Origin of the sequence: Paenibacillus sp. SC116, from assembly GCF_024733555.1 — a bacterium.
Lineage (GTDB): Bacteria > Bacillota > Bacilli > Paenibacillales > Paenibacillaceae > Paenibacillus_B.
Map to the genome: position 1 here is coordinate 1,973,832 of NZ_JANIOF010000001.1, position 24,773 is coordinate 1,998,604.

Annotated in this window: 20 protein-coding genes; all 20 read right to left on the reverse strand. The window is 42.8% G+C overall.

Features of this window, described 5'->3' with window-relative positions; genetic code table 11:
* Positions 1-6 precede the first annotated feature (6 nt).
* Positions 7-534, reverse strand: coding sequence for a PA14 domain-containing protein (locus NQ117_RS08630; RefSeq protein ID WP_258277559.1), 528 nt, complete (start codon positions 532-534; stop codon positions 7-9).
* A gap of 363 nt (positions 535-897) precedes the next feature.
* Complete coding sequence (locus NQ117_RS08635; RefSeq protein ID WP_258277560.1) at positions 898-1,437, reverse strand: FG-GAP repeat domain-containing protein; 540 nt, start codon at positions 1,435-1,437, stop codon at positions 898-900.
* A gap of 42 nt (positions 1,438-1,479) precedes the next feature.
* Positions 1,480-1,866 carry a hypothetical protein gene (locus NQ117_RS08640; protein WP_258277561.1) on the reverse strand — a complete coding sequence of 129 codons (387 nt, stop codon included), beginning with the start codon at positions 1,864-1,866 and terminating at the stop codon, positions 1,480-1,482.
* Between the two features lie 500 nt (positions 1,867-2,366).
* The gene (locus NQ117_RS08645; protein ID WP_258277562.1) at positions 2,367-2,879 is read right to left on the reverse strand and encodes a hypothetical protein; all 513 of its coding nucleotides are present in this window, start codon (positions 2,877-2,879) and stop codon (positions 2,367-2,369) included.
* Positions 2,880-3,151: 272 nt separating this feature from the next.
* Entirely contained in the window at positions 3,152-5,599 is a 2,448-nt protein-coding gene (locus tag NQ117_RS08650) for an S-layer homology domain-containing protein (RefSeq protein ID WP_258277563.1), read from the reverse strand.
* 341 nt (positions 5,600-5,940) lie between these two features.
* Positions 5,941-7,035: a 3-phosphoserine/phosphohydroxythreonine transaminase gene (gene serC, locus NQ117_RS08655; RefSeq protein ID WP_258277564.1), complete on the reverse strand. Its 1,095-nt coding sequence runs from the start codon at positions 7,033-7,035 to the stop codon at positions 5,941-5,943.
* Positions 7,036-7,365: 330 nt separating this feature from the next.
* A complete protein-coding gene (gene glnA / locus NQ117_RS08660) occupies positions 7,366-8,790 on the reverse strand; it encodes a type I glutamate--ammonia ligase (RefSeq protein ID WP_258277565.1) in 1,425 nt (474 codons plus the stop codon).
* Positions 8,791-9,116: 326 nt separating this feature from the next.
* Positions 9,117-10,166 carry a 3-deoxy-7-phosphoheptulonate synthase gene (gene aroF / locus NQ117_RS08665; protein ID WP_258278206.1) on the reverse strand — a complete coding sequence of 350 codons (1,050 nt, stop codon included), beginning with the start codon at positions 10,164-10,166 and terminating at the stop codon, positions 9,117-9,119.
* Between the two features lie 219 nt (positions 10,167-10,385).
* Positions 10,386-11,339 (reverse strand): 4-hydroxy-3-methylbut-2-enyl diphosphate reductase, encoded by a 954-nt coding sequence (locus NQ117_RS08670; RefSeq protein ID WP_258277566.1) that lies wholly within the window; start codon positions 11,337-11,339, stop codon positions 10,386-10,388.
* Between the two features lie 71 nt (positions 11,340-11,410).
* A complete protein-coding gene (locus NQ117_RS08675; RefSeq protein ID WP_258277567.1) occupies positions 11,411-12,910 on the reverse strand; it encodes a sensor histidine kinase in 1,500 nt (499 codons plus the stop codon).
* Between the two features lie 3 nt (positions 12,911-12,913).
* A complete protein-coding gene (locus NQ117_RS08680) occupies positions 12,914-13,597 on the reverse strand; it encodes a response regulator transcription factor (protein WP_028593010.1) in 684 nt (227 codons plus the stop codon).
* Positions 13,598-13,803: 206 nt separating this feature from the next.
* Positions 13,804-15,438 carry a S1C family serine protease gene (locus NQ117_RS08685; protein ID WP_258277568.1) on the reverse strand — a complete coding sequence of 545 codons (1,635 nt, stop codon included), beginning with the start codon at positions 15,436-15,438 and terminating at the stop codon, positions 13,804-13,806.
* A 286-nt stretch (positions 15,439-15,724) separates the two neighbouring features.
* Positions 15,725-16,369, reverse strand: a complete 645-nt coding sequence (locus NQ117_RS08690; RefSeq protein ID WP_258277569.1) for a response regulator — start codon at positions 16,367-16,369, stop codon at positions 15,725-15,727.
* Positions 16,338-17,417, reverse strand: coding sequence for a sensor histidine kinase (locus NQ117_RS08695; RefSeq protein WP_258277570.1), 1,080 nt, complete (start codon positions 17,415-17,417; stop codon positions 16,338-16,340). Before NQ117_RS08695 ends, NQ117_RS08690 begins: the two co-directional genes overlap by 32 nt.
* A 3-nt stretch (positions 17,418-17,420) precedes the next feature.
* A complete protein-coding gene (gene liaF, locus NQ117_RS08700; RefSeq protein WP_258277571.1) occupies positions 17,421-18,521 on the reverse strand; it encodes a cell wall-active antibiotics response protein LiaF in 1,101 nt (366 codons plus the stop codon).
* 229 nt (positions 18,522-18,750) lie between these two features.
* The gene (locus NQ117_RS08705; RefSeq protein WP_258277572.1) at positions 18,751-18,921 is read right to left on the reverse strand and encodes a hypothetical protein; all 171 of its coding nucleotides are present in this window, start codon (positions 18,919-18,921) and stop codon (positions 18,751-18,753) included.
* Between the two features lie 138 nt (positions 18,922-19,059).
* Positions 19,060-19,818 carry a 3D domain-containing protein gene (locus NQ117_RS08710; protein WP_258277573.1) on the reverse strand — a complete coding sequence of 253 codons (759 nt, stop codon included), beginning with the start codon at positions 19,816-19,818 and terminating at the stop codon, positions 19,060-19,062.
* A 204-nt stretch (positions 19,819-20,022) separates the two neighbouring features.
* Positions 20,023-21,987 carry a threonine--tRNA ligase gene (gene thrS / locus NQ117_RS08715; RefSeq protein WP_258277574.1) on the reverse strand — a complete coding sequence of 655 codons (1,965 nt, stop codon included), beginning with the start codon at positions 21,985-21,987 and terminating at the stop codon, positions 20,023-20,025.
* Positions 21,988-22,433: 446 nt separating this feature from the next.
* Entirely contained in the window at positions 22,434-23,363 is a 930-nt protein-coding gene (gene ytxC, locus NQ117_RS08720; RefSeq protein WP_258277575.1) for a putative sporulation protein YtxC, read from the reverse strand.
* Positions 23,364-23,498: 135 nt separating this feature from the next.
* On the reverse strand, positions 23,499-24,641 hold the full coding sequence (mqnC, locus tag NQ117_RS08725; protein WP_258277576.1) for a cyclic dehypoxanthinyl futalosine synthase: 1,143 nt from the start codon (positions 24,639-24,641) through the stop codon (positions 23,499-23,501).
* Positions 24,642-24,773: the final 132 nt, after the last annotated feature.

Genomic DNA, 24,773 nt, shown 5'->3' on the forward strand with positions numbered 1-24,773 from the left:
GGAGTGTTACCGAAAAAAGCTTCCCTTGTTCATCATAGGCATATCTACGCTTGTTATCATTTGCAACAGACCCGTGGCAGCCTTGATCGGATAGAGCTGTGTTTGCTTAATGACCTCTTTAGCCAATTGAGGACTGGACCATTGCAAAATTGCAGTAGCATGTCCTACATTCTCAAAATACTCTACACGTATCTCATATCGTTGTCCGGCATACAAATAGATTGGTATACTATCAAATTCACCTGCTTGATCAGCCCACTTATCCAGAATCAATTGATTATTCACCCATATCCTCACACCATCGTCTGAATGGATGTGGAAGGTGTATGTCTCCTCTACAGGCGGCTCAATGTAACCGCGCCAGCGAACAGAGAATTGATCTGCATGTATGCCAGAAGCAGGTGATTCAGCAGCCCAAGAGTGATTAATCGCAGGTTCAGTGCGGGTCATTACGATATCCTTTAGTTCCATGTTGTTAAAATACTCAGCCGTTAACCCTACTCCCCTAACTTCATCTGGTGGATGTAAGTTCATTTGTGGAAACCTCAAAATCTGCGTTAATGAATTTATTATGATTTGCTTTACGGATTACATTCCCGTTCAAATCATAGTGATATTCCAATACTTCTGCATTGGATAACTTCGTATTTATTAATCTCCCCGATCATCGTACAGGTTGTACGATGAATCGAAGTAGCATATCCATAAGCTGAAAAAGAACAAAATAAGATACTACATATGATCAAAATGCAGGCTACTTTCATGTTTTTGATATGTTTCATGGCCAGTTACCCCTCTAGGATGAATTATTATCTTTATCATATAGAAAAATATTTTTTGAAAAATGAACTGATATATTTATTGTTACTCTATTGCCTATCTCATTGCTTAAATTAATTAGTCCAGTCCGATCCATTTACTATATGCTTCAAAATATGTGCTATTGGATTTAGACACGTACCTGGAACCTTTCAATGCAAAGTAAACAAGTGAGTCCAAGCGTCCATCTCCATTTATATCACCAAGCAAATGACTCGTCGAAGACACCCCGTGCCCATCGACCCATTTACCGTAAGGACCAAACCCTACTCCATCTGAAATAGATACGTACCACGTTCCCGTTTCTGCAAAATATACGATGGAATCAGCTTTCTTATCTCCGTTAACATCCCCTAGCAGTTGTTTGTGCGATCCTATACCATGTCCATCCAGCCATTTACTATACGCGCCAAAGTTAGAGCCGTAGGATAGCGATACATACCAGGTACCGGTTTCTCCAAAGTACACAATGGAATCTGCCTTGCCATCTCCATTTACATCTTCTACGAATTGATCATGAGAACCAAGACCATGTCCTTCTAACCAACTTGACTGCTGCCCGAAACTCTTTCCGTCCGATTGCGCTACATACCAGTTCCCTTTTTCCTTATCGAACAAAATACCATCCGCTCGTCCATCGCCAGTTACATCTGCTATAAACTACTGCTGAGAACCAACACCATGTCCATCTAACCATTTTGAATACGGCTTGAACTGAGTGCCTGTTGATAAAGAGACATACCATGCGCCATCTTTCGAATAATACAGTATCGAATCAGCCTTAACATCGCCATTCATGTCCTCGATAAATTGATTATCACTGGCAGCAACAGCTGCTTGTAGAGAAACTAGATTGCCATTCGTATCATAGTTATATACCGTCATGAAGCCAGATGAAGGAATAGAATGCGTCATTCGATTATTCTCATCATACAAATAGGTTTGTTGCTGTCCGCTTTTCTTTGCCAATAATGGTGTAGCATGTGTAATAGTAGTTACGCACAATAGTAGAGTAAAAAGAAGTTGAAATTTTCGTATGGTTTTCAATGCCCCTGCTCCTTCGAATTCATTTTCCCTATATCCGAGAAAATATTTAAAATTAAATTTTCAACAATTACCATTTTGTTATTAGACATCCTAAATATCTTATAAATCAATTCATGTTATGTCTATATGAATAAATGTAAATTAACTATACCTAGTAACTAACACATTTTATTATTTAAAAGAAAAAGCAGACGTCTATTATACTTAGACGTCTGCTGCAAATTTAGATACTTTTTTTCAAACAATGTACAGAATGATGAGATAGCGCTTAAATTCTAAAAAGATCTATGATGGATTCCATTTGAGAATTTCTATTACGACCTTTAAATATCTCTAGATTGTATTCTGATTCCGTATGATAAAAACATACGATAAAGTTATACTCACTAAATCGTGAACCGGGTTCAGTTATAATACAATTATAATCGTGTTTATTTTTAATAATGTCAGCTAACTCTTCTTCATTTCTTGGACTATACCATATCGTATTAACATTTTGATCAACTATAAGCGTTGTTATCATCTTTTGATATACAATAATGATTTTTATACATCATTCGCTCAGAAGCATAATTATAATAGTAGTGAGTTAGATCATAAAAGATTTCCTCATATATACTTCTTCTTATCCTCTCTACAACTTCACTTTTTATTTTAATCCTATTATTAATAATGCTATCTAACATTTCTCTAGCGCTAAATTGTGCATAATCATCACTTTGTTGGCATTCATTTGCCTTTAATTCCTTCAGAATATGTTGAACTCTTTCTTCAATCTTTGATTCTGTTGAATCAAACTGAAAAGTTACTGTGCCAGATACATAATCCTCAAGAAAATAATCAATATTTTCCTTAACCTCTTCTTCAGACCCATAGTAAGGATTAGGTTCCAAATACTCAAATAAAATTTGCTTTTCATTTTTCATTAAATGGTTTAAAAACTTTACTTGAACATCAACTTCTGGGTTTATTCCAGAAAAAATATATTTATCGTCAAGCCTTTTAATTTCCATTAGTAGCTCCTTATCTGGATGGATTTCATCGTTTGTCCTCCGTTAATTTCTTTTCAATCCTTCCAATAACAATTCCGTCTTTGTAAAGAAATCACATTCCCATTACCAATATTGTACGGCGGTGCTGATCGATTTTAGTATGCTGTTTTTACAACGCCAGTTTAGCATAATCATGCTACATCCTTCATTTAAATTGTAACCATCCATCTTAACATAAAAAAAAACCGCCCTTCCATCTATTCAGACAGAAAGGCGGTCTCTTCAACTTAAACTTATTTATTCAATAAACGATACAAAATAACTGCGGACTCCGCACGATTCGTGGAATCGTTTGGTTTCAACTTGCCTTTATCGCCAACGAGAATGCCTTTCTCAACTGCCAAGGCTACGTCTGCTTTGAGAGAAGGATGGATCGACTTGTAATCTTTGAACTTCTTCAATACTTGATCCGGATCCGTTACATCTTTCCAACCATGCTTCTGCTGCAATAAGCGAACTGCAGTAGCTGCGAACTCCGCACGGCTAATTTTAGCTTCTGGCTTGAACGTACCACCTGGATATCCGCTCAAGATACCTTGATCCGCCGCTGCACGAATGTACTTCGCATACCATTTCGAGCTGCTTACATCCGTAAATGTTTTAGAACCTTCTTTCTCCTTCAGGTCAAAACCAAGTACGAACATTTTCGCTACTTCACCGCGTGTAGTCGGTGCTTTAGGTGCGAAGCGGTTGCTGCCTACGCCTTCCATAATGCCCAATGCAGAGATAAAGTCGATTTTTGGACCAGCCCATGCACGGACTTTACTAATATCGTTGTAGGATACACTACGTCCTGTAATCGCAAGCTCTTCATTGCCATTCTTAATTGCATATTCATAATTGCCATTAACAGGTTTCACCGCAGTACTACCCGCAGCTGCTACAACCAATGCACGGCTAGGTAGTTTGAATGATGAGCTCAATGGAAGTGTTGCTTTTACAGCACCACTTGGCAGTTGCTTGCTGTCTTTCAAACTGAACTCGTATTTATATACATCAGAAGCAACGATTGGGCTATTGTTGAAGCGATTCTCTTGTCTCGATGTCGTTTTCCATTCTACATCTTCTTGCAGAGAAGCAACATTTAGAGTTGCACGCAATCCGTTCGTCAATACGGATACGTCTGCTGCTTGCTTAGACTTAAAGAGCTCTTGCAATGCTTTGCTTAAAGATACATGGTACTTCTTCACATCATGAGACCCTGCATCCAAAGTAAGTGCGAACGCTGGAATCGTAATATCAGACTTCACATTTTTGAATAAGTCTGCCCACTTCTTAAATTGAGTTTCCACTTCATTAACGTAGCTTCTCAAATCATTGTCTGTTAGCTTCAATATAGCAACGCCATCTTTAACAACAACGAAACGCTTCACATTCAGCTTGGTTACTTCAGCAAATGACTTGTTCAACAACGCATTTAATTCATCTAGTACACGATTTTTCTCTTCTGTGGATACAGCGCTAGCAAGACGCGATTTAAGCGCAGCCAATTGCTTCTCAAGCTCTTTAAAGTAATTGTTATAATCGATAAGGACGCCATCCGAGATACTGCCACCACCACCGCCAGGTAAGTATCCGCCTCCGCCATTGTTCGAACCAGGAGCGATGTAACGAACAGGAATTTGTACGTTGCTAAATAGAACTTCGTCTCCACGGAATGCAGTTCCAGCTTTTCTAATATAAGCAGTTACGTAGGCAACTCCATCTTTATTACCTGTCGTTTTTAGTGTACCGCCTTCTAATTTAACGCCAGTACTCTTATTCTCGTCGAGCTTCAATTCAATATAGCGGTTGTAATCAGAATATGTGACAGTAGTTACACCACCATATACATCTGTATACACGCTTTCCGTCACATTTCCGTATACAGCCCCGTATACACTTAACACAACATTCGTACCTTCATTTGTATCTTTTCCGATTAGGTTCGCATGCGCCCGCACTGCTGCTACAGCCAACGATTCAACAGCTTCATTATAAGTAGTTACTTTAGAAGCTAGTTGCTTATCTGCTGCGCCTACAGTATTCCAGTCCAGCTTATACGTTTTCGCTATAGCACTGAACTTGTCAGACTCAGCAATGGCGGATACAACCACTTTTTGCAGCTTCGCATTGAAATTCTTGCCGATATCCGCTGGATTGCTCAACAATGCTGCGATTTCTTTACTTTGGAACTCTTTTAAGAAGTTGCCTTTAACTTTCGCTGCCAGATCCTCGTAATCTGCTTTTGTCAATCCAGATTGCAGGCCTGCGTCTTTGGCTGCTTGCTGCAGCACTTTGTCATATGTAGTACTCAATGCACCTAAGGCCTGTGGATCACCAAGCGCAAACAATTTCAACTGTTTGTAAATGCCGAAAACATTTTCTTTTGTGACAGCATCTTTCTTAAGATCGCTCGGAATCACATTCCAGATCGGGTCAACAACTTCTCCATACGTTGCATACGTAGCAGAAGTTACATTGTTATAAGTCGCCTTCACAACCGAACGCTCTTTATCGTTCAATGCACCATGTATTTGCTTCGATTTATTTTCCAACCAAATAATTGGTGACTTAGACTCTTGGGCAGCTTGAATCTTGCTAAGCGCCTCCGCTGTCGACAATGCATTAACAGGAATGCCTGCAAGTGATCCAACAACTAAACTCGCAGCTAAAGCTGTACTGACGATTTTCTTCTTCATGAAACCTTTTCCCTCCACGATTGTTATTTATGGATAACTTATTTAAAAAAACAAGCTCCCAATGATCCTAGTAGCGAATCTGCCACAATCTAGATGTAAAAGTGCTTAACTAAGAAGGCATCTTCACTAAACCAAAATATACCTCAAATTGTTTATATTCATGTTTTCACATAAAGTTTCTCTTATTCTCCAATTTCATGGAAACTTTTTGTGTTCCTTACTAGATTCCCATCCATTTTTTACACCTTTTACAGAAAAACGAAACAAAAATAAAAAAAGAAATCCGACGTCTAACTATAAGACGCAGATTTCTTCCATTTAGTTGCAAGTTTGAGTAAAAATTATCCGTTTTTAAGTCTAAAGTCTTCCATAAACTGTACTAAAGCCTCACAGCTAGAGCGCGGAACCGCGTTATAAATAGAGGCACGTAGTCCACCTACACTACGATGGCCCTTCAATCCTATGAAGCCAGCTTGCTCCGCTTGAGCAGCGAACGCCTTCTCTAATTCTTCGGTTGCGAGACGGAAAGTTACATTCATAATGGAGCGGCTGTCTTGCTCTGCGCAACCACGATAGAAGCCATCACTGTTATCAATTGCATTATAAAGAAGTTGTGCTTTATATTCATTGGCTACTTGAACTGCACTCAAGCCGCCTTGCTCTTTAATCCATTCCAATACAAGCTTCACCATATAAATAGAGAAAGATGGAGGTGTGTTGTACAACGAGTTGTTTTTGTGAGCTGTGCTGTAGCGCATCATGGTTGGTATCGTCTTTGGACTATTGGCAATGAGCTCTTCCTTAGCAATCACAACCGTAACGCCAGATGGACCCAGATTTTTCTGTGCACCAGCATAAATCATGCCAAACTGAGATACATCGATTGGACGACACAAAATATCACTGGACATATCTACGATGAGAGGCACATTTCCTGTATCCGGGTAAGCATGGAACTGAGTTCCTTCAATCGTTTCGTTCGATGTTAGATGCAAATACGCAGCTTGTTCAGGCAATTGTAGATCAGATAAGGATGGAATGCTCATAAATTTATTCGCTTCAGATGATGCAACAACTTGTGTTTCTCCCACTAGCTGCGCTTCTTGAATCGCCTTCGTTGCCCAACTTCCCGTATTCACATACGCACCGACTTTGCCAGGGGCGAGCAAATTAAGCGGAATCATCGCAAATTGAGTACTTGCTCCACCTTGCATGAACAGCACATCATATCCTGCAGGAATGTTAAGCAATTCCTTCAGTAGTGACTTCGCCTCATTGTGCACACCCTCGTATACGCCGCCGCGATGCGACATTTCCATAATCGACATGCCTGTGCCTGCAAATTCGACGAATTCCGACTGCGCACGCTCCAGCACTTCAAGCGGCAATGCTGCCGGTCCAGCATTAAAGTTATAAGCTCGTTGACGTTGTTCCATATGTCCCCCACCTTTTTCCCATGATAGCTTCCGAAATATTATTGTAATGATATCAGGTAATGACATCTCCTTCAACCAATTATTTCACGAAAAATAGAACAAACCTATATCAATATTGTTCGGTTATAAGCATAATTCACGAATAGTTTATCTTCAACACCGTTCCATCCATCACTTATTTCCGAAATAACAGAACCCCTCCTCGAGATTCTCGCTACGAATGGCGTTTTCTCTCAAGGAGGGGTATTTGTGTACGTTTTGAAAACTTATTCGAATGATTGCAGCTTCATCATATACTCAAATTCCGCATGAAGCAATTCTACCTATATATTAGCAGTCAAAGTATAGGCTGTACTCTTGCGGATGAATACGAATCGCTACTGACTTCGCTTCATTGCGCTTGAAGTTAATGTAGTTATTGATGAAGTCTTTGGAGAATACGCCGCCATCGAGCAAGAACTCGTGATCGGCTTCAAGTGCCGCAAGCGCTTCTTCCATCGTACCTGGCACGCTGCGAATCTCATGCTTCTCCGCATCAGACAACTCATAAATGTTTTTATCAAATGGACCATAACCAAGAGCACGTGGATCAAGCTTGCGCTTAATTCCGTCTAGACCAGCCATCAACATAGCCGCGAATGCTAAGTATGGATTAGCTGTAGAGTCAGGTGTACGGAACTCGATACGGCAGCCTTTCGGCGTTACCGCTGCGACTGGAATACGAATCGCGGCAGAACGGTTACCTTTAGAAAATACCAAGTTAACTGGTGCCTCATAACCAGGAACAAGACGCTTAAAGGAGTTCGTCGATGGATTCGTGATCGCAAGCAATGCTGGTGCATGGTGCAAAATACCACCAATATAGTGCAACGCCATTTCGCTCAAGTTCGCATAGCCGCCTTTTTCATAGAACAACGGTGTATCACCATCAAAAATCGATTGGTGAACGTGCATACCGCTACCGTTATCACCAAACAATGGCTTAGGCATAAACGTTGCTACTTTGCCAAATTGACGAGCTGTATTGTGAACGATGTATTTATACGTCAGCAAGTTGTCAGCTGTCTTTCTCAACGTATCGAAGCGGAAGTTAATCTCGCCTTGACCTGCTGTTGCCACCTCATGGTGATGACGCTCAACACGAAGGCCAGCATCTTGCAGCAATCGACAAATTTCACTGCGCAAATCTTGTTGTGTATCAACTGGAGCTACAGGCACGTAACCGCCCTTTGTAGGAATTTTGAAGCCGAGGTTGCCGCCCTCTTCCTTACGGTTCGTATTCCATGCAGCTTCTTCGGAATCTACAAAGAAGGAAGAACTGTTCATAGAAGTTTCGTAACGCACATCATCGAAAATAAAGAACTCGGACTCAGGAGCGAAATAAGCAGCAGTACCAACGCCAGCCGTTTGCAAGAATTGCTCTGCTTTCTCTGCAATGCTGCGCGGGTCACGATCATAACGCTCACCATCTGGTGTATGAATGTTACACATAATAATAAGCGTAGCATGAGAAGTAAACGGATCTACATAACAGCTATTTGTATCAGGCATCATCACCATATCGGATTCCTCGATACCGCGGAAGCCTGGAATAGAAGAACCATCAAAAGCAACACCATTTACGAACGTTTCAGCTTCCACTTCTGTTGCAGGCAAGCTAATATGGTGCGCACGACCACTTAGGTCTACAAAACGGAAATCTACAAACTCAATAGCTTTTTCCTTCATTAATTCCAATACACGGTTGACTGACATCTCAATTCCTCCCCAATTCCGAACATTAATAAGTTATTTACATCTGATTGTTCACTTCGTTTTTTGATATTGAAGTTATTATAGAACCTTAGAATATCGTCCGTCAATACTCATGTCAGGTATTTTTTTATTTCGTGTAAGGTTTCCTAACACCCTTTTTCAGGAAGTATTTAACCACCGTACAATTTAACCTTGTATCCGCCTTGTATTTCCTTCGTTCCATGTCCTTAACAAACAAAAAAAACGACCCTGTAAATGGGCCGTTTTTTAGTCATTTTGAACGTTTCACACACTCAGTATCAAACGATTATCGTACAACACTCACCCTACGCAAAGTAAGCAGCTTCTTGCTTCTCTGTATTAAATGTAGTACCACACAACGGAGCTAGCTGCTCCAACTCACGAAGCAAACGAGCAAATTGATCCGGGAATAAGGATTGAACACCATCACCCGTCATCGAGTTGTCAGGATCTGTATGCATTTCGATAATAAGACCGTCTGCTCCAGCTGCTACAGACGCCTTCGTCATTGGCTCCACCAACTCACGACGACCTGTCCCATGGCTCGGATCAGAGATAACAGGCAAATGAGTCAGCTGTTTCATGACTGGAATGGCAGCCAAGTCCAATGTATTACGAGTGTAGGATTCGAATGTACGAATACCACGCTCGCACAGCATAACGTTCGGATTTCCACCCGCCAAGATGTATTCCGCAGCATTCAACCATTCATCGTAAGTCGCACTGAAGCCTCTCTTCAAGAGTACCGCGCGATTGCATTCACCAAGTTTGCGCAGCAAATCGAAGTTCTGCATATTACGCGTTCCAACTTGTAAAATATCAGCATATTGCGCACAAACATCTACATATTCAGGTGTCATAACTTCGGTAATGGTAAGCAAGCCATGTTTCTTGCCTGCTTCCGCCATCATCTCCAACCCTTCCACACCAATTCCTTGGAAGCTGTATGGACCTGTTCGAGGCTTAAACGCACCACCGCGAAGCACCTGGCCCCCAGCTGCCTTTACAAGGCGTGCAATCTCATCAATCTGTTCTGGAGACTCGACCGCACATGGTCCGCCCATCACCACGAGTTCTCCACCACCGATGCGAACATCGCCAATTTCAATAACTGTATCTGCTGGATGGAAGTCTCGGCTTGCCATCTTGTATGACTTTGTAATCTTCACGACCTGCTCTACACCTTTCATCTGACGCAACTGTTCTGCTGTCTTCGGATCGACTCCGCCTACGAGACCGATCACCGTTTGCTCTGTGCCTCGCGACAAATGAGCTTGCAGACCTTTGCTTTCAATAAATGTAATAATCTCTTCTATTCGTTCATCTGAAATACGATTGGATACAACAACGATCATGGGGTTCACCTTCGATTCTGCATTATTTTCTTCCATACTTAAACGCTTGTTCGCGTCTACGCTTTTATCCGTTAAAGATAGTCTATCTTGATATCCCATTTTCGTCAAGGGTAAAACCACCAATTCACATTGTTGTCAAATTGTTTTCCTAATAAAATAACCGTCTTAGAATAAATTCTAAGACGATTATCATACAGGATTTTTTTATTTCGTTATAAACTACGTATTTATCGACTTCGTACGCACCGGCGGAAGAAGCTTCTTCATATTTACTGTGCGCACAAGCGGCCACGTGGATTCATCATCCTTATCGTACTGCTCCAAATAGGCCACAACTTCCTTCGTTATCGGAGTCGGAGTTGATGCACCCGAAGTTACACCTACTATCTCTACTCCTTCCAGCCATTCCTGCTTCAGCTCAGACAAGTCCGAAATTCGATACGCACGTGTACCTGCAATCTCATCGGATACTTGAGCAAGACGGTTGGAGTTATTGCTGCGCGGATCGCCTACAACGATAACGAGATCACACTGCGATGCCTGCTCAGCTACGGCCTGTTGGCGAACCTGTGTCGCCATACAAATTTCATTATGAATTTCCGCATGCGGATAGCGCTGTATGAGCTTATTCATAATATGCTTAATATCCCATTGACTCATCGTCGTCTGATTCGTAATAATGATGCGCTCAGAATTGACAGTCAGTTGATCAATTTCTTCTTCATTCTCGATAAGATGAACATGTTCAGGAGCGACACCGATAGCACCTTCAGGCTCAGGATGCCCTTTCTTCCCGATATAAATAACTTCATAACCCTGTTCCGTCATTTCCTTAATCAACGTATGCGTGCGAGTTACATCTGGACAAGTGGCGTCGACTGTCGTCAGCCCTTTCTCACGCGCTCTGCGGCGCACTTCAGGGGATACACCATGCGCAGTAAAAATAATGGTTCCAGACTCAACCTGGTCTAGAATGTCCAAGCGATTCGCGCCATCCAACGTAATAATGCCTGAATCTTCGAACGCATCTGTAACATGACTATTATGAACAATCATGCCGAGTATATATATAGGACGGGGCAAATCCAGATTACGAGCTGTCTGCTGCGCAATAACCATCGCGTCTACAACACCATAACAATATCCCCGCGGAGTAATCTTATGAACTTTCATTCTGTTCACCAGCTTTCTATGTGAATCTCCTCTCAAAGGAGCCCTTCACTCCATTATAACGGAAATACACCCTATTGTCCTTCATCGCTTTTGACTTCTCCCACTTCTGTCGGTTCCTTGATCCATTCATCAGGAATAAGAACAAGCGGCAACCAAACAATAAATGTAGTTCCTTCTCCAGGCTTCGTCATAACCTCAACAGAGCCCTTATGCTCATCAATAATCCATTTGGCAATCGATAACCCCAGACCCGTTCCTGATGTTATGCCACGAGATACGTCTGCACGGTAGAAGCGCTCGAAAATATGGGGAACTTCATGCTCATCCATACCGATACCACTGTCCTTAATACGCAAGCCCAGTTGATCGTCCTGAACAACCGCTATTAACTCCACACTTCCTGACGGCGTGTATTTAAAGGCATTTTCAATAAAGATGAAGAGCATTTGTTGCAAATAATCTTTGTTTCCACGAACAAACTTATTAAACAGATCTCCGTTTTCTTCAAAAATCCAATCGGATGTTCTAGGCAGGAATTGAGCTCTTCGTACGACCTCTTCGATGAGCCCCTTCACTTCAACGACTTCTTTCTCCACCTTATAACCTGCATCTGCACGCGCTAGTGAAAGCATATCGTTTATAAGATGACTCATTCGCCGCGCTTCATCCCCAATATCGCGCAATGCCTCTTCAGACATTTGCTCGCGTTCATCTTCCGTCAACGGCATTGTATCTTTTGTCGACCGCATCTTTTCTAAAAGATCTACGTTACCTCGAATCGTAGTAAGCGGAGTTCTTAGCTCATGCGATGCGTCCGATACGAACCGGCGCTGAGCGCTGTAAGCATCATCCAACTCATTATAAAAGGTTTCCATTCGACCTAGCATACTATTAATCGTTTCTGTCAGCTGACCGATTTCGTCTTCTGGAGGACCTTCACGCGGTATACGAACACTAAGGTCTGCCCCTTTTTGCACACGATTCGTCGCCCTAATTATATTCTCGATGGGGCGCAATGACTTCTGCGCCAAGAACAAACCTAGCGAGAACGCAATAACGACAGTCACCATCGATGCAAAAATAAGAATCGTCCTCAACAGCTTGAAGAAGGCGGCATGGTCGCCAGTATATGCTCCTACTTGAACAAGCGCAACGACTTCCCCGTCTATTTCAATCGGCTCTTGATAGACATAGAACTCATTTCCACTTACATTTATACGTTTAAATCCTTTTACTGCATCTTTCGGTGAAGCCGGGAATGGAAACTTCATTCGCAAATCTTGAAGATTTTCAGAGAACCCATATCTATCGCTTGTATAATCATAGGTTTGAATGTAGAGTTCTTCAAAAGTATTGCCCGGGCTATAGGATTGAAGAAACTTAAAATAGATATTCCCATCCCGATCCACCATAGTATCGATCGTTATTTGATTCATTTGAACCTTTAGTCGGTTTTTGATATCGCTGTACATGTTATAATCGACCAGCGCATATATCGAAATGCCGAACACAAATAACGTAAATGCCAATAATGCAGAGTACCATACTGTAAGCCTAAGGCGAATCGACATTCACTAGTCTCCTCTCAGTACGTAACCAGTACCGCGAATCGTTTGAATAAGGCGTTTATCGCCATGTTCTTCCGTCTTTTGACGCAGCATCGCGATATACACCTCAAGCACATTTGATTCCCCGCTATAGTCATAGCCCCAAATTTTCTCCATAATTACATCTCTCGGCAGTACTCGCTTCGGATTCTGCATGAACAGATGAAGCAGTTCGAACTCTTTTGCAGTCAGTTCAACAGGCTTGCCATCCCGCTTCACTTCACGAGTATGTAGATCCAGCAAGAGATCTTCGAACGTCAAGCGATGGCCTCCGCCTTCTTGTTCTGGACGACGACGCAGCAGCGCACGTACGCGAGCCAACAGTTCTTCCAACGCAAACGGCTTCACGAGATAATCATCTGCTCCTGTATCCAAGCCTTTCACTCGATCTTGCACTTCATCTTTCGCCGTTAGCATCAAAACAGGGACACTGATTTCCGCTTCCCGCAATCGTCGACACACTTCCCAACCATCAACTTCCGGCATCATGACGTCAAGAATAACAAGATCAGGCTCTCGAATAATAACTTGTCGCAAGCCCTCCGCTCCATTTGGTGCTGTCTGCACCTCATAACCATCAAATACGAGTCCACGTCTCAACATCGACGTTATTTTTTCATCATCATCTACAATTAAAATATAAGGCCTCATAGGTCATATTCTTCCTTTCATGCTTAACGTTTATGAATAGCTCCAACGTTGAGCTAACTGACTCATACGTATTATATCTACGACTGACGCTGTACCATAGGTCAGACTTCCATTGTACCATGACGCACGGACAAGCGAAAAGAAAGCGAAGGATACACTTCATATCACCTCGCTTTCTTCTCACCGTATATCCTTATAGCTAACGTTTATGGCTGTGGCTGAAGTTGTTCTTGTGCCGCTTGTTGGAATTTGTTCTTATCGCCAATCTTCACGTCCACACTCGTTTTCTTTCCTTTACGAACAACATCGAGTTTAACTGTATCGCCAACTTTTTTCGTTAGAATTTGTTCACTTAATTCTTCCCTCGTCGCTATCTCCTTGCCATCAATAGCGGTGATAACATCATAAGCACGCAGCTCTGCATCATAAGCTGGTGAGCCGAACACAACTGTATACACTTGCGCACCAGGAGTATAGTCGATACCGATACTTTTCGCATACTCTTCCGTCATCGTAATCAAGTTCGTTCCGATAAATGGAACTGGCTCTTTTGGAATTTCTTTATTCTGTTTGAGTGGCTCAACAACATTCAAGATGACATTCGCAGGAATGGCGAAACCGATACCTTGCGCTTCTTTACTTACAGCTACGTTCATCCCAATAACTTCACCCCTCATATTCAAGAGTGGACCGCCAGAGTTACCTGGGTTAATAGATGCATCCGTTTGAAGCAAATGATTATAGGTACGTGGCTGACCGTTATCATTCACTGTAATGGAACGCTCTCTGGCACTTAATACGCCCGTTGTCACCGTGTGGTCGAATCCAGATGGGTTACCGATTGCAACCAACTGCTCTCCTACTTCCGTTGTATCGGAGTTGCCGAGCTTGATCATTGGGAAGTCTGAGTCCCCTTCAATTTTCAATACAGCCAAGTCTAGATCGCGGCTCTTGCCCAATACTTGAGCTTTAAACGGCTTTTTATAGCCTTCTACTTCAACTTGTACCATTTCAGCACCTTCGATCACGTGCTGGTTCGTTAAAATAAATCCGTCTTTTTCAAAAATAAAACCTGTACCAAGACCTAAGGGCTGAAGTGCACTTTCAGATGGCGGTGTATCGCTGCGCTGGCTCTCAGGATTGCCTCCGAAGAACTGTCGGAAGAATGGATCATCCATCCACGAACTTCTCCCCCCCGCACTACTAGGCGAGCCATATGTTTCAATCTTAACTACCGCTGGGCTTGCCATCTTCACAACATCAGATACATTCGCTGTTCCTTCAGGGAAAGGTGCAGGACGCTTATCTACTACCTGCTCAGCTGCTTCTGTTCGTTCCGTTACACCTGACAGAATGGCACCGTCTCCTGTAAACCAGTTATAGTAATCGGATGCCCCCATTAGACCACCGATTGCAATGACCCCCGCCATAAAGGAAGCAACCACAGTACGGAACGATGTACGACGACGTTCTGGCTTCTGCTGGAACTGCCATTGCTGATTAGTGCGTTCACCATCTTTAAAGCTGCCTCCTCCATTTGAAGAAGATCCTCCTGCAAATGTCGGTCCGTTATGCGTTGCACTTGAGAATGGCATTGGTTTAATCGCTTGAGGCGGAGTTACTGGTACATCGCTCGCATTTCCATATGAATCACGTGATACTGTCGACTCTTGCTCGCTTCTAGATGATTGATATGGTCCGTAGGCATAATAGTAAGGTTGCTGATTATTATCTTGTTCCTTGGAAGCTGCTTGTTCATGTCCTGCGTGGTTTGCCTCAGATTGAGGTCCTTTATAAGAATCCTTATCGGGATGAGAAAAAGAATTACGTTGATCGCTCATGTGATCTCCTCCATTACTGTTAGTGTTACTGTTTCTATGTTCTGTTCCCTTCATCATTGGGAAGCTCAATACCTTATGTAGTTATAATGAACTAGTAACCTTAAGCACACCTTAAAAACATTATAAAACGAAATAAAACCGATATTTTTAAATATTTACATAACAATAGCCCATTCGACAGCATGCGAATAGGCGACTAACTACGATATGTATAGCATAGACATTATTATTTTCAACGTAGGAGCATTTAGTTGTTTACTAGCCATCTTATTTTACTATCCTACTACTATGCCCACCCTTTGCGATGTGCAAACACGGCTAACTGCGTTCGATCCTGCAGCTCACATTTCATTAATAGATTTGAGACATGTGTTTTTACCGTCTTTATACTAATATGCAGCTCATCTGCAATATCTTTGTTTGTTTTGCCATCTGCAATAAGCAGCAGCACTTCTTTTTCTCGTTCAGTCAAGCCATTATGCTCAGGCTCTGCAGCCCGCTTGCGCAAACCACGTGTCAGCGCCTGAGATACTTCCCCGCTCATGACAGGCATGCCACGATAAGCACCGCGAATCGCATAGCATAGTTCTTCCGCAGATATGGTCTTTAATACGTAGCTAACCGCACCCGCTTGAATCGCAGATACTACTTGCTCATCCTCCATAAAGCTCGTTAACATGACAATGCGGAGTTGCGGATAACGAGCAATTAATTTACTCGTCGTTTCCACCCCATCCATATCAGGCATCATTAAGTCCATTAATACGATATCAGGCAGATTGTCTTGCATTGCTTCGATCTTATTCAAAGCATCCTGCCCTCCACTCGCCTCTCCCAACACATCAATCTCCGGATCAAGCATCAAGTACGTCTTCAAACCTAGCCGAACCATTTCATGATCATCTACAAGAAAGACTTTCATCTTGTTCATCCTGATTCATCCCTTCAGTTTCAAACAACGGAATATATACCCGAATTGTTGTGCCTGCACCTGGTTGACTAATTAATTCCATATGACCGCCAAGCTTATCCGCACGTTCCTGCATCGTCGTTAAGCCATAGCTACCCGCATAAGAAGTCTTATTATTGCGATCGAACCCTACACCATCATCCGCAATAGACAGCAACATGCGATTCGCAGATTCCTGCATACTGAGCGTAACCTGATCAGCTTTTGCATGCTTAACAATGTTCGCCATTGCTTCTTGAATCATTAAGAAGCATTGATGCTCCTTCGCTTCAGATAGGTCATTTTCAACATGAATATCTATCTTACCTTGTAATCCATTTTGTCGGCAATAGTCAGGAAACCAAATCCCCAGCGCTTCTTGCAGGGATCGCCCATCCAATTCAATCGGACGAAGCTGCGCAATTAAGTTCCGCATTTGGCGTTGCGCATTATGCGACATTTCGATTAATTGCGTTACAACGAGCTTAGCGCGCTCTTCATCCAATTCCATCACTTTTGGCAGTGAAGAAGAAGACATATGAATCGCAAACAACTGTTGACTAACCGAATCATGAAGGTCACGCGCCAATCGTTTTCTTTCTTCTTGCACAATCTGTTCATTGAAGATTTCACGCTCAATGACTTGCTTCTCGGTCAGCTTTTGCAGCAGCTTCAACTTCTGTTCCGTCGTCTGCATCATCGTATTAAAATGCTCATATAACGAATCAAACGATGTATGCTCATTCTCTTGAATGCGAACCGACCAGTTTCCCTTAGCAACCTGCATCATGCTTTCATTAAGTGTATCGAGCTTCCGCTGAATTCTTAATCCCGTGACGTAGCCTGTTATTAGCGAGACAATAAGGACCGTTATAATCCCAAAGAGCCACTGGCCCCATCCCGTATGCCAACCGTCGCCAAAACTAAAAGCAAGCCATAAGCTAGCAACGATCGTACTTCCTGCTATGAAGAAGGAGCATAACAGCTCCCACTTCAGATTATTGGCACGCCATTTGCGTATATATCCCATTCATCAGCCCACCCTTATCACTTTCACGTCACCAAGAAAACTGTTAACCTCAATAAGGACCTTTTTACTGGATTCATGGAAAAATGGTGTCTTGGCTTCGAGATCACGCATAAAGCCGGAGTACTTCTGATCAAACACTTTCATGTCCCCCATGAAGGAATGGGAAGATACAAATACACCTAACTCTATATCGTTCGGTACATACACTTTCACGTCACCGATAAAGCTGCTTACATTTATACTTGTGTTTCCATATGGCACTTGCGCCTTCGTTAGATCGATAATTGTATCCCCTACAAAATTCGATAAATTCGCTGGACGCAGCTCCCAGTAGTCGTGACCTAAATGAATATCCCCAATAAAGCAGGACTTTTCAATTTTCTTTTTCACTTTTTTAGAGGCATGCTTTATTTTTTTCTTATACGTTTTATAATCATAATCCCCTAAGTCGCTGTAATCAGCGTCATCATAATCGTAATCTTCATCATCCAGATCCAGATCAAAATCAAGATCGAAATCATCAGAATCATTCTTTTCGCTGTACTTCCCATGATAGGGCGGCGTTGGTGGCTTTGGCGGCTTCGGTATTTTCATTTCAGCGTATTTTTCGCCTTTAGAATTTTTAATCAAATCAGTATGTGCATCATTTGAAGTCGGATCCTGCTCCGCATTTAAGTTTTTTACGTAATCAGCAAATGGATCATCATATACTGGCTTCTTCCATTCCGTAGACGGATTATTCCATTCCGGTTCTTTATGTTTGGATTTGCTGCTAAATTTACCTTTAGCACCAAACAGCACAATAAGACCGACTGCTATAATAATTAGTGGAAACGCTCTTCGAATGGCTTCACCGAGAGACATATGGATAATCCCTAAATTGGATAGTAAGAAGAAACCGCCAATACCTAACACTATCAAACCTGCCCAAGTGCCGCTTACGAGCATGCTGACTCCTACAAACAATAAAATGAGAGGCCAAAATATAGATACGAGATCTCCGATATCAAAATGCAAGAAACCCCATTGCTGCAGCATAAACAGTACGCCGACAGCAACAAGTATCGACCCGCCAATCCAGCGTCCTTTGTTGCCCATCATCATTATCCCTCATTTCTTATTGCAGCTATTTCACTGCAATTGAACTTATTCGATATTTGTATTGTATAGCAGTTCCAATACTTGCAACAGATTCGAGAGGTTGAACTTCATCTCGGTCTAGAGACTGAGATGACTAATATCGCATCCATTGGATTACGCACAAAAAAGAAGGCAATCTGCTGTTTCCAGCATGATTGCCTTCTTTTGCCGCTTATAACGGATTCACGCGATGTTACTGTTGTGCTTTTTGGGACTGGCCTTTCGCTGCTTTTCCAGCAGCTCCAGCTGTACCAGCCACACCAGCACCTGCTTCCGCTGCAAACTCAGCATCAAAATTATTCTGTTGCTGTTGGTTCTGAGAAGAAGATGCACCAAATTTATTCGTTTGGTTGTGGTTGCTCATCGCATTTCACCTCCTTCGAATCGAATCTTCATCCCTGATGAAGATTGCGAAGTATATGAAGGAAACGGCTTGTTTCCACAGTAAATATTATGCGATCTGCGGTACAACATTATGCACGACACAAAGGATATACAAGAATTACATATTCAACTTTGTTAATCGTTTATTTTTCATAACAACTTCATTTAATTCATCAATCATACGCTCTGTTACTTTCCCAGTCCCTGTACGAATAACTTGAACCTCCACATTCTTCTTGCCCCATTGCTTATATACCTGTTTGGTTGTGTCGAAGTAAAGGTCAATATGACGCCCTTTAATTTTACCGCCTATATCCGCCACAATACCATATCCATAATCGGGTATGTACAATATGGAGCCTAACGGGAATATACCTAGGTCAGCAGCTATCGTTGATACATAACCACGGCGCACTTTAACTCCAGAATAAGTTATGCCATACGACGGATGACCTGGCAGCTTCCCCGTAGATTCAATCCCAGCCGTATAGCCAGTTGCCGTTACGGTCATCGCACTAAGGATTTGTTCTTGCTGCGGCGCAAGCATCTTGTCTGAGAACAAGACAGCTGTTGTTGTTATTGCCTTACTGTTTTCCTTGTCACTCCTTTGTTTCTGTGCGACACCTTCTGATGCAACCAACTTTCCTGTTGCTTCATCAGAAGGTGATGGTTGGCTTGTAAATGATTGAAGCTTTTCTTGTATCGAGCTTAAACGATGTTCGGCCATCGACTTGATGAAGGGTGTATTCCAGCTCCAATCACTATACACACCTATCGGCATCGTTCCTAGCTGAGCTTCAACTTGTCCTTCCCAGCTAAATGTTATAGCTAACAAGATCGTCGCCATTACTGCGACCCAGTATAACCATTTCTTCATCTTCACGCTGCTGTCACTCCGTCTTGTTGATATGGATTAAAGAATCGAAACTATTTTAAGATGCAGCATATAACTCTAGTTGTAAACAAATGGTTATACACTTCTTTAATCGGAAGGATTTCCTGCAACGTGAACATTTATGCATGGGGAAATGGAAAATAAAAACCCGTCCTATTTGAAATCTAGGACGGGTTTTTATTCAGTCTACTTCTCTTCAGTCGGAGCAACTGGAAGTACGCGACGACGAATCTCGTCTTGAAGCTTCTCAACCGCTGCTTGAATCGACATTACACCAAGGTCGCCTTCACCGCGCTTACGTACGGATACAGCTCCTTCGTTCTTCTCATTTTCGCCTACAACGAGCATATACGTTACTTTTTCAAGCTGTGCTTCACGGATCTTGTAGCCAAGCTTCTCATTGCGCAGATCTGCATCTACACGAATACCAGCTTCACGCATCTGCTCTGCAACTTCTTTCGCATAAGCTTCATACGTCGGCGATACTGGAATCACTTTCGCTTGAATAGGAGCAAGCCATAGCGGCAAGGAACCTGCGAAGTTCTCAAGCAAGAACGCAGTCATACGCTCCATTGTACTAATGATACCGCGGTGGATAACGACAGGGCGATGCTTGTTGCCGTCTTCTCCTACATACTCAAGTTCGAAGCGCTCAGGTAGCAAGAAGTCAAGCTGAGCTGTAGACAGTGTCTCTTCCTTGCCAAGCGCAGTCTTGATCTGTACGTCCAGCTTCGGACCGTAGAATGCAGCTTCGCCCTCTGCTTCATAGAATGGCAAACCGAGTTCTTCTACTACTTCGCGGAGCATACGTTGAGACATTTCCCACATTGCATCATCTTGGAAGTACTTCTCTGTATCTTGAGGATCACGGTAAGAAAGACGGAAACGATAGTCCTCTATACCGAAATCTTTATAAACGCGCTGAATCAACTGTACGACACGAGCAAATTCTTCTTTAATTTGATCCGGACGGCAGAAAATATGTGCATCATTCAATGTCATCGCACGCACGCGATGCAAACCAGTCAAGGCTCCGGACATTTCATAACGATGCATCGTGCCCAATTCTGCAACACGGATCGGCAATTCACGATAGCTGTGCGGCTCGCTCTTGTACACCATCATATGGTGAGGACAGTTCATTGGGCGAAGAACAAGCTCTTCGTTGTCCATTGTCATTTTAGGGAACATGTCTTCACTGTAATGCTCCCAGTGACCAGAGATTTTGTACAATTCCACGTTCGCCAATACCGGCGTATACACATGGCTGTAGCCCAAGCGCTCTTCCATATCTACGATGTAACGCTCCATCGTACGGCGAAGTGTCGCACCATTCGGCAGCCAGATCGGAAGACCTTGTCCAACCTCACGAGAGAATGTAAAGATTTTAAGTTCTTTACCAAGCTTACGATGGTCGCGTTTCTTCGCTTCTTCCAAGAGGCGCAAGTACTCATCCAATTGAGCTTTCTTCGGGAAAGCAGTACCGTAAATACGCTGCAGCATTTTGTTCTTGGAATCTCCACGCCAGTATGCTCCAGCAAGGTTCAACAACTTGAACACTTTCAACTTGCTTGTAGATGGCACGTGAGATCCACGGCACAAGTCGAAGAACTCGCCTTGATCGTAAATCGTAATTTGGGAGTCCGCAGGTAGATCGTTAATTAATTCAAGCTTCAAGTTGTCGCCTAGCCCCTCGTAAATACGAAGTGCTTCTTCACGGGAAACAACACGGCGGCGAATCGGCAAGTTCTCCGAAACGATGCGATCCATTTCCTTTTCAATCTTCGGCAAGTCTTCAGGCGTCAACGAAATATCCATATCGATATCGTAGTAGAAGCCATCTTCAATAACAGGACCGATACCAAGTTTAATATTCGCATCTTTGTACAAGCGCTTGATCGCTTGAGCCATCAAATGTGCTGTACTGTGACGGATTACTTCTAATCCCTCTGCAGATTCAGGCATAATAATTTCTACTGCTGCATCTGCTTCGATTGGCGTGTACAAATCAACAACTTTTCCATCCAACTTTCCAGCGACTGCATTTTTCTTCAATCCGCTGCTAATGGAAGCAGCCACATCTTCAATTGTGCTTCCTTGTGCATATTCACGTACAGAACCATCAGGAAGCGTTACTTTTACGATAGACATCCCTATATCCCCCTTATTAATGAGTTGTAAAAACAGCTTACATAGCGACACTGCCCTACAACTTGCCTACTTCACATGTTAATCCTCATTGCAAACAAAAAAACACCCATCCCATAAAAGGGACGAGTGTTGTTGTTAGTAAACCCGTGGTTCCACCCTCATTTAACAGCAATAGGAAATCTGTACATTAATCAATACAATGTAGGCTATTTGCTGTCCTTGAGTCATTTGATATCGGAAATGAACCGTCGAACGTTACTTCTGATACATAACTGAAAATGTGAAAACACTCAGTTTATCAGGTTCCCGCTCAAAGCTCAGAAGTGGTAAATGTAGATGTGCGCCGAAAGGATTTGCAGCCTCGATCCTTCTCTCTGTACGGTTCCATTCCGCATTCATGTCTTCGTCAACGCTATAACGTATTAATATCCGATATTATATGTGATTCAATCCGCTAGGTCAAGCGTTAATCCTTTATCTGCAACAAAGAAGAACGACTGGCACGAACTGCAATATTCGCATACATCAACTCGCGCTTCAAATATTTGCTGAATCGTCTTAATTACTTGCGACTCTGCATCTCTCGTATGGATGACAATCCGTCCTGGCGATACGTTAATGAGCGTACTCACGATCATATCTTCCATCTCCATATCACCATCAAGCATTTCCACAATCATGCCCTCAACGACATGCACAGGTTCAAGCGGCTCCCATTTCTCATTCATCAGCTCAAAGTCATGTCCGCCTTTATGAACAAGATGAGCAAGCGGAATTTTTGTATCTTGTATATACACAAAATATTTCAATAAACTAATAAATTCTTGATATTGTCGTTCCAAAATAAACTCGTCTACCGCATACTCCACGACTTCTCGAAGCTCGGACATGTAGCTGTCCATCCGAAACCGAATAAACCCGTCTAAATGCAATGTCGTATGCTCTGACAAGTATGCATGGATCAGCCGAACAAGTTTAGCTTTGCGACGATGCCTTGATTCTCGTCCGCCGATATCTTCTGCACCATTTAGCAAATGCATGCAATATTCTTGTATTTTATCGTATTCTGACTCGTCGAGCTGCTTTACTTTGCTAATGATGGAACGAACGAGCGGTTCCTCTTTTACAGTCAATACATATTCCGCTAATGCTTGTGCTGAACACTTCCATACTTGCTCACCTTGTTTAGACAACTGAAATCCAGGAAGCACTCCCCTACACGTAATCCAATCTACGGAAGAAGACTGCCCCCCCTCCTCGATCAACACGCCTTGTGGATGTGTATGTAAATCGCCCAGTTCCTGTTGTAGCAAGCCATTTAATTGCTGCGGCTCATGATTATCAGCACGGGGAATAATGATGGTGAACAGTTCCATGAACTCACTCCTTTCTGTTCCTTATCAGTATATGGGGGGGAACAGAGAGATATACGAAGAGGGTTCTGGCAGTAAAACCAAATTAAAAAAGGCCTTCCAGAAATCAATCTGGAAGGCCTTAGTTCATAAATTTAATTAGTTCTGCATAACAAAATCTCGTTCAACATTCGTTACGCCTTCATCAAAGACGCGCAATATATCATACTTCGTATTACGCTGTGCCGGCGTTTTGCCTGCCTCACGAATTAGACGAAGAATGCTCTCAATATTTACTTTATGAGTGGCACCTGCCGCGGATACAACATTTTCTTCGATCATCGTGCTGCCAAAATCATTACAACCGAAGCTTAATGTCTTCTTGCCAATCTCAGGCCCCATTGTGACCCATGATGATTGGAAGTTGGGGATATTATCCAAGAACAAGCGGCTAATCGCCAATGTTTTCAAATATTCTTCCGGACTAACGCGTTCTGCCTTCATATTTGTATTGTCTGGCTGGAATGTCCAAGGAATGAAAGCAAGGAATCCTTTAGATGGATATTTCTCATCTAGGCATTCATCTTGTGCAGTGCGCACCCGCTCCAAGTGAAGCGCTCGTTCTTCCATGGATTCACCGAACCCGATAACCATCGTAGCGGTCGTATTCATGCCATCTCGATGCGCAGTCTGCATGACATCCATCCAATCACGCCATGAGCCTTTCAGGCGGCTAATCTTGCGGCGCGTACGGTCATCGAGAATTTCAGCACCGCCACCTGGCAATGAATCAAGACCTGCTTCATGAATTTGTCGTACGACTTCTTCCAAAGACAAGCCATTGGATACTTCCTTCATCTTCATAATCTCCGCAGGAGAGAAGGAATGCATCGTAATGTTCGGGAAGCGAGCTTTAATTCCTTTAAGTAAATCCGTATAGTAGGAAAACGGAAGATTCGGGTTCGTTCCACCCTGCATCAATATCTCTGTTCCACCAACGTCAATTGTTTCTTGAATCTTTTGGAAAATGACTTCATCAGGAAGGACATACCCTTCCCCCGACTTCGGAGAGCGATAGAACGCACAGAAGCGACAGTATACATCACACACGTTCGTGTAGTTAATATTTCGTCCAATAACGAATGTTGTAATCGGATCTGGGTGCCACTTCTCCATTATTTTATTAGCTGCGTAGCCCATCTTCTCTATTTGGTCGGATTCAAACAGCGTGACGCACTCATCCGTATCTATGCGTTCGCCGCGCAAAGCCTTGTCTAAAATGCGGTCAATCGATGAACTCATCGTTACCGTCACTTCCTCTCATGTTAGGATGTACGGATACGACAGAAACAATCTGCCGAACATGAATGTTATAGGCGCAGGTTGGTATAACCCTTTCACGGGTCTATTTCGACTCCATAAACCAAGCCTGCC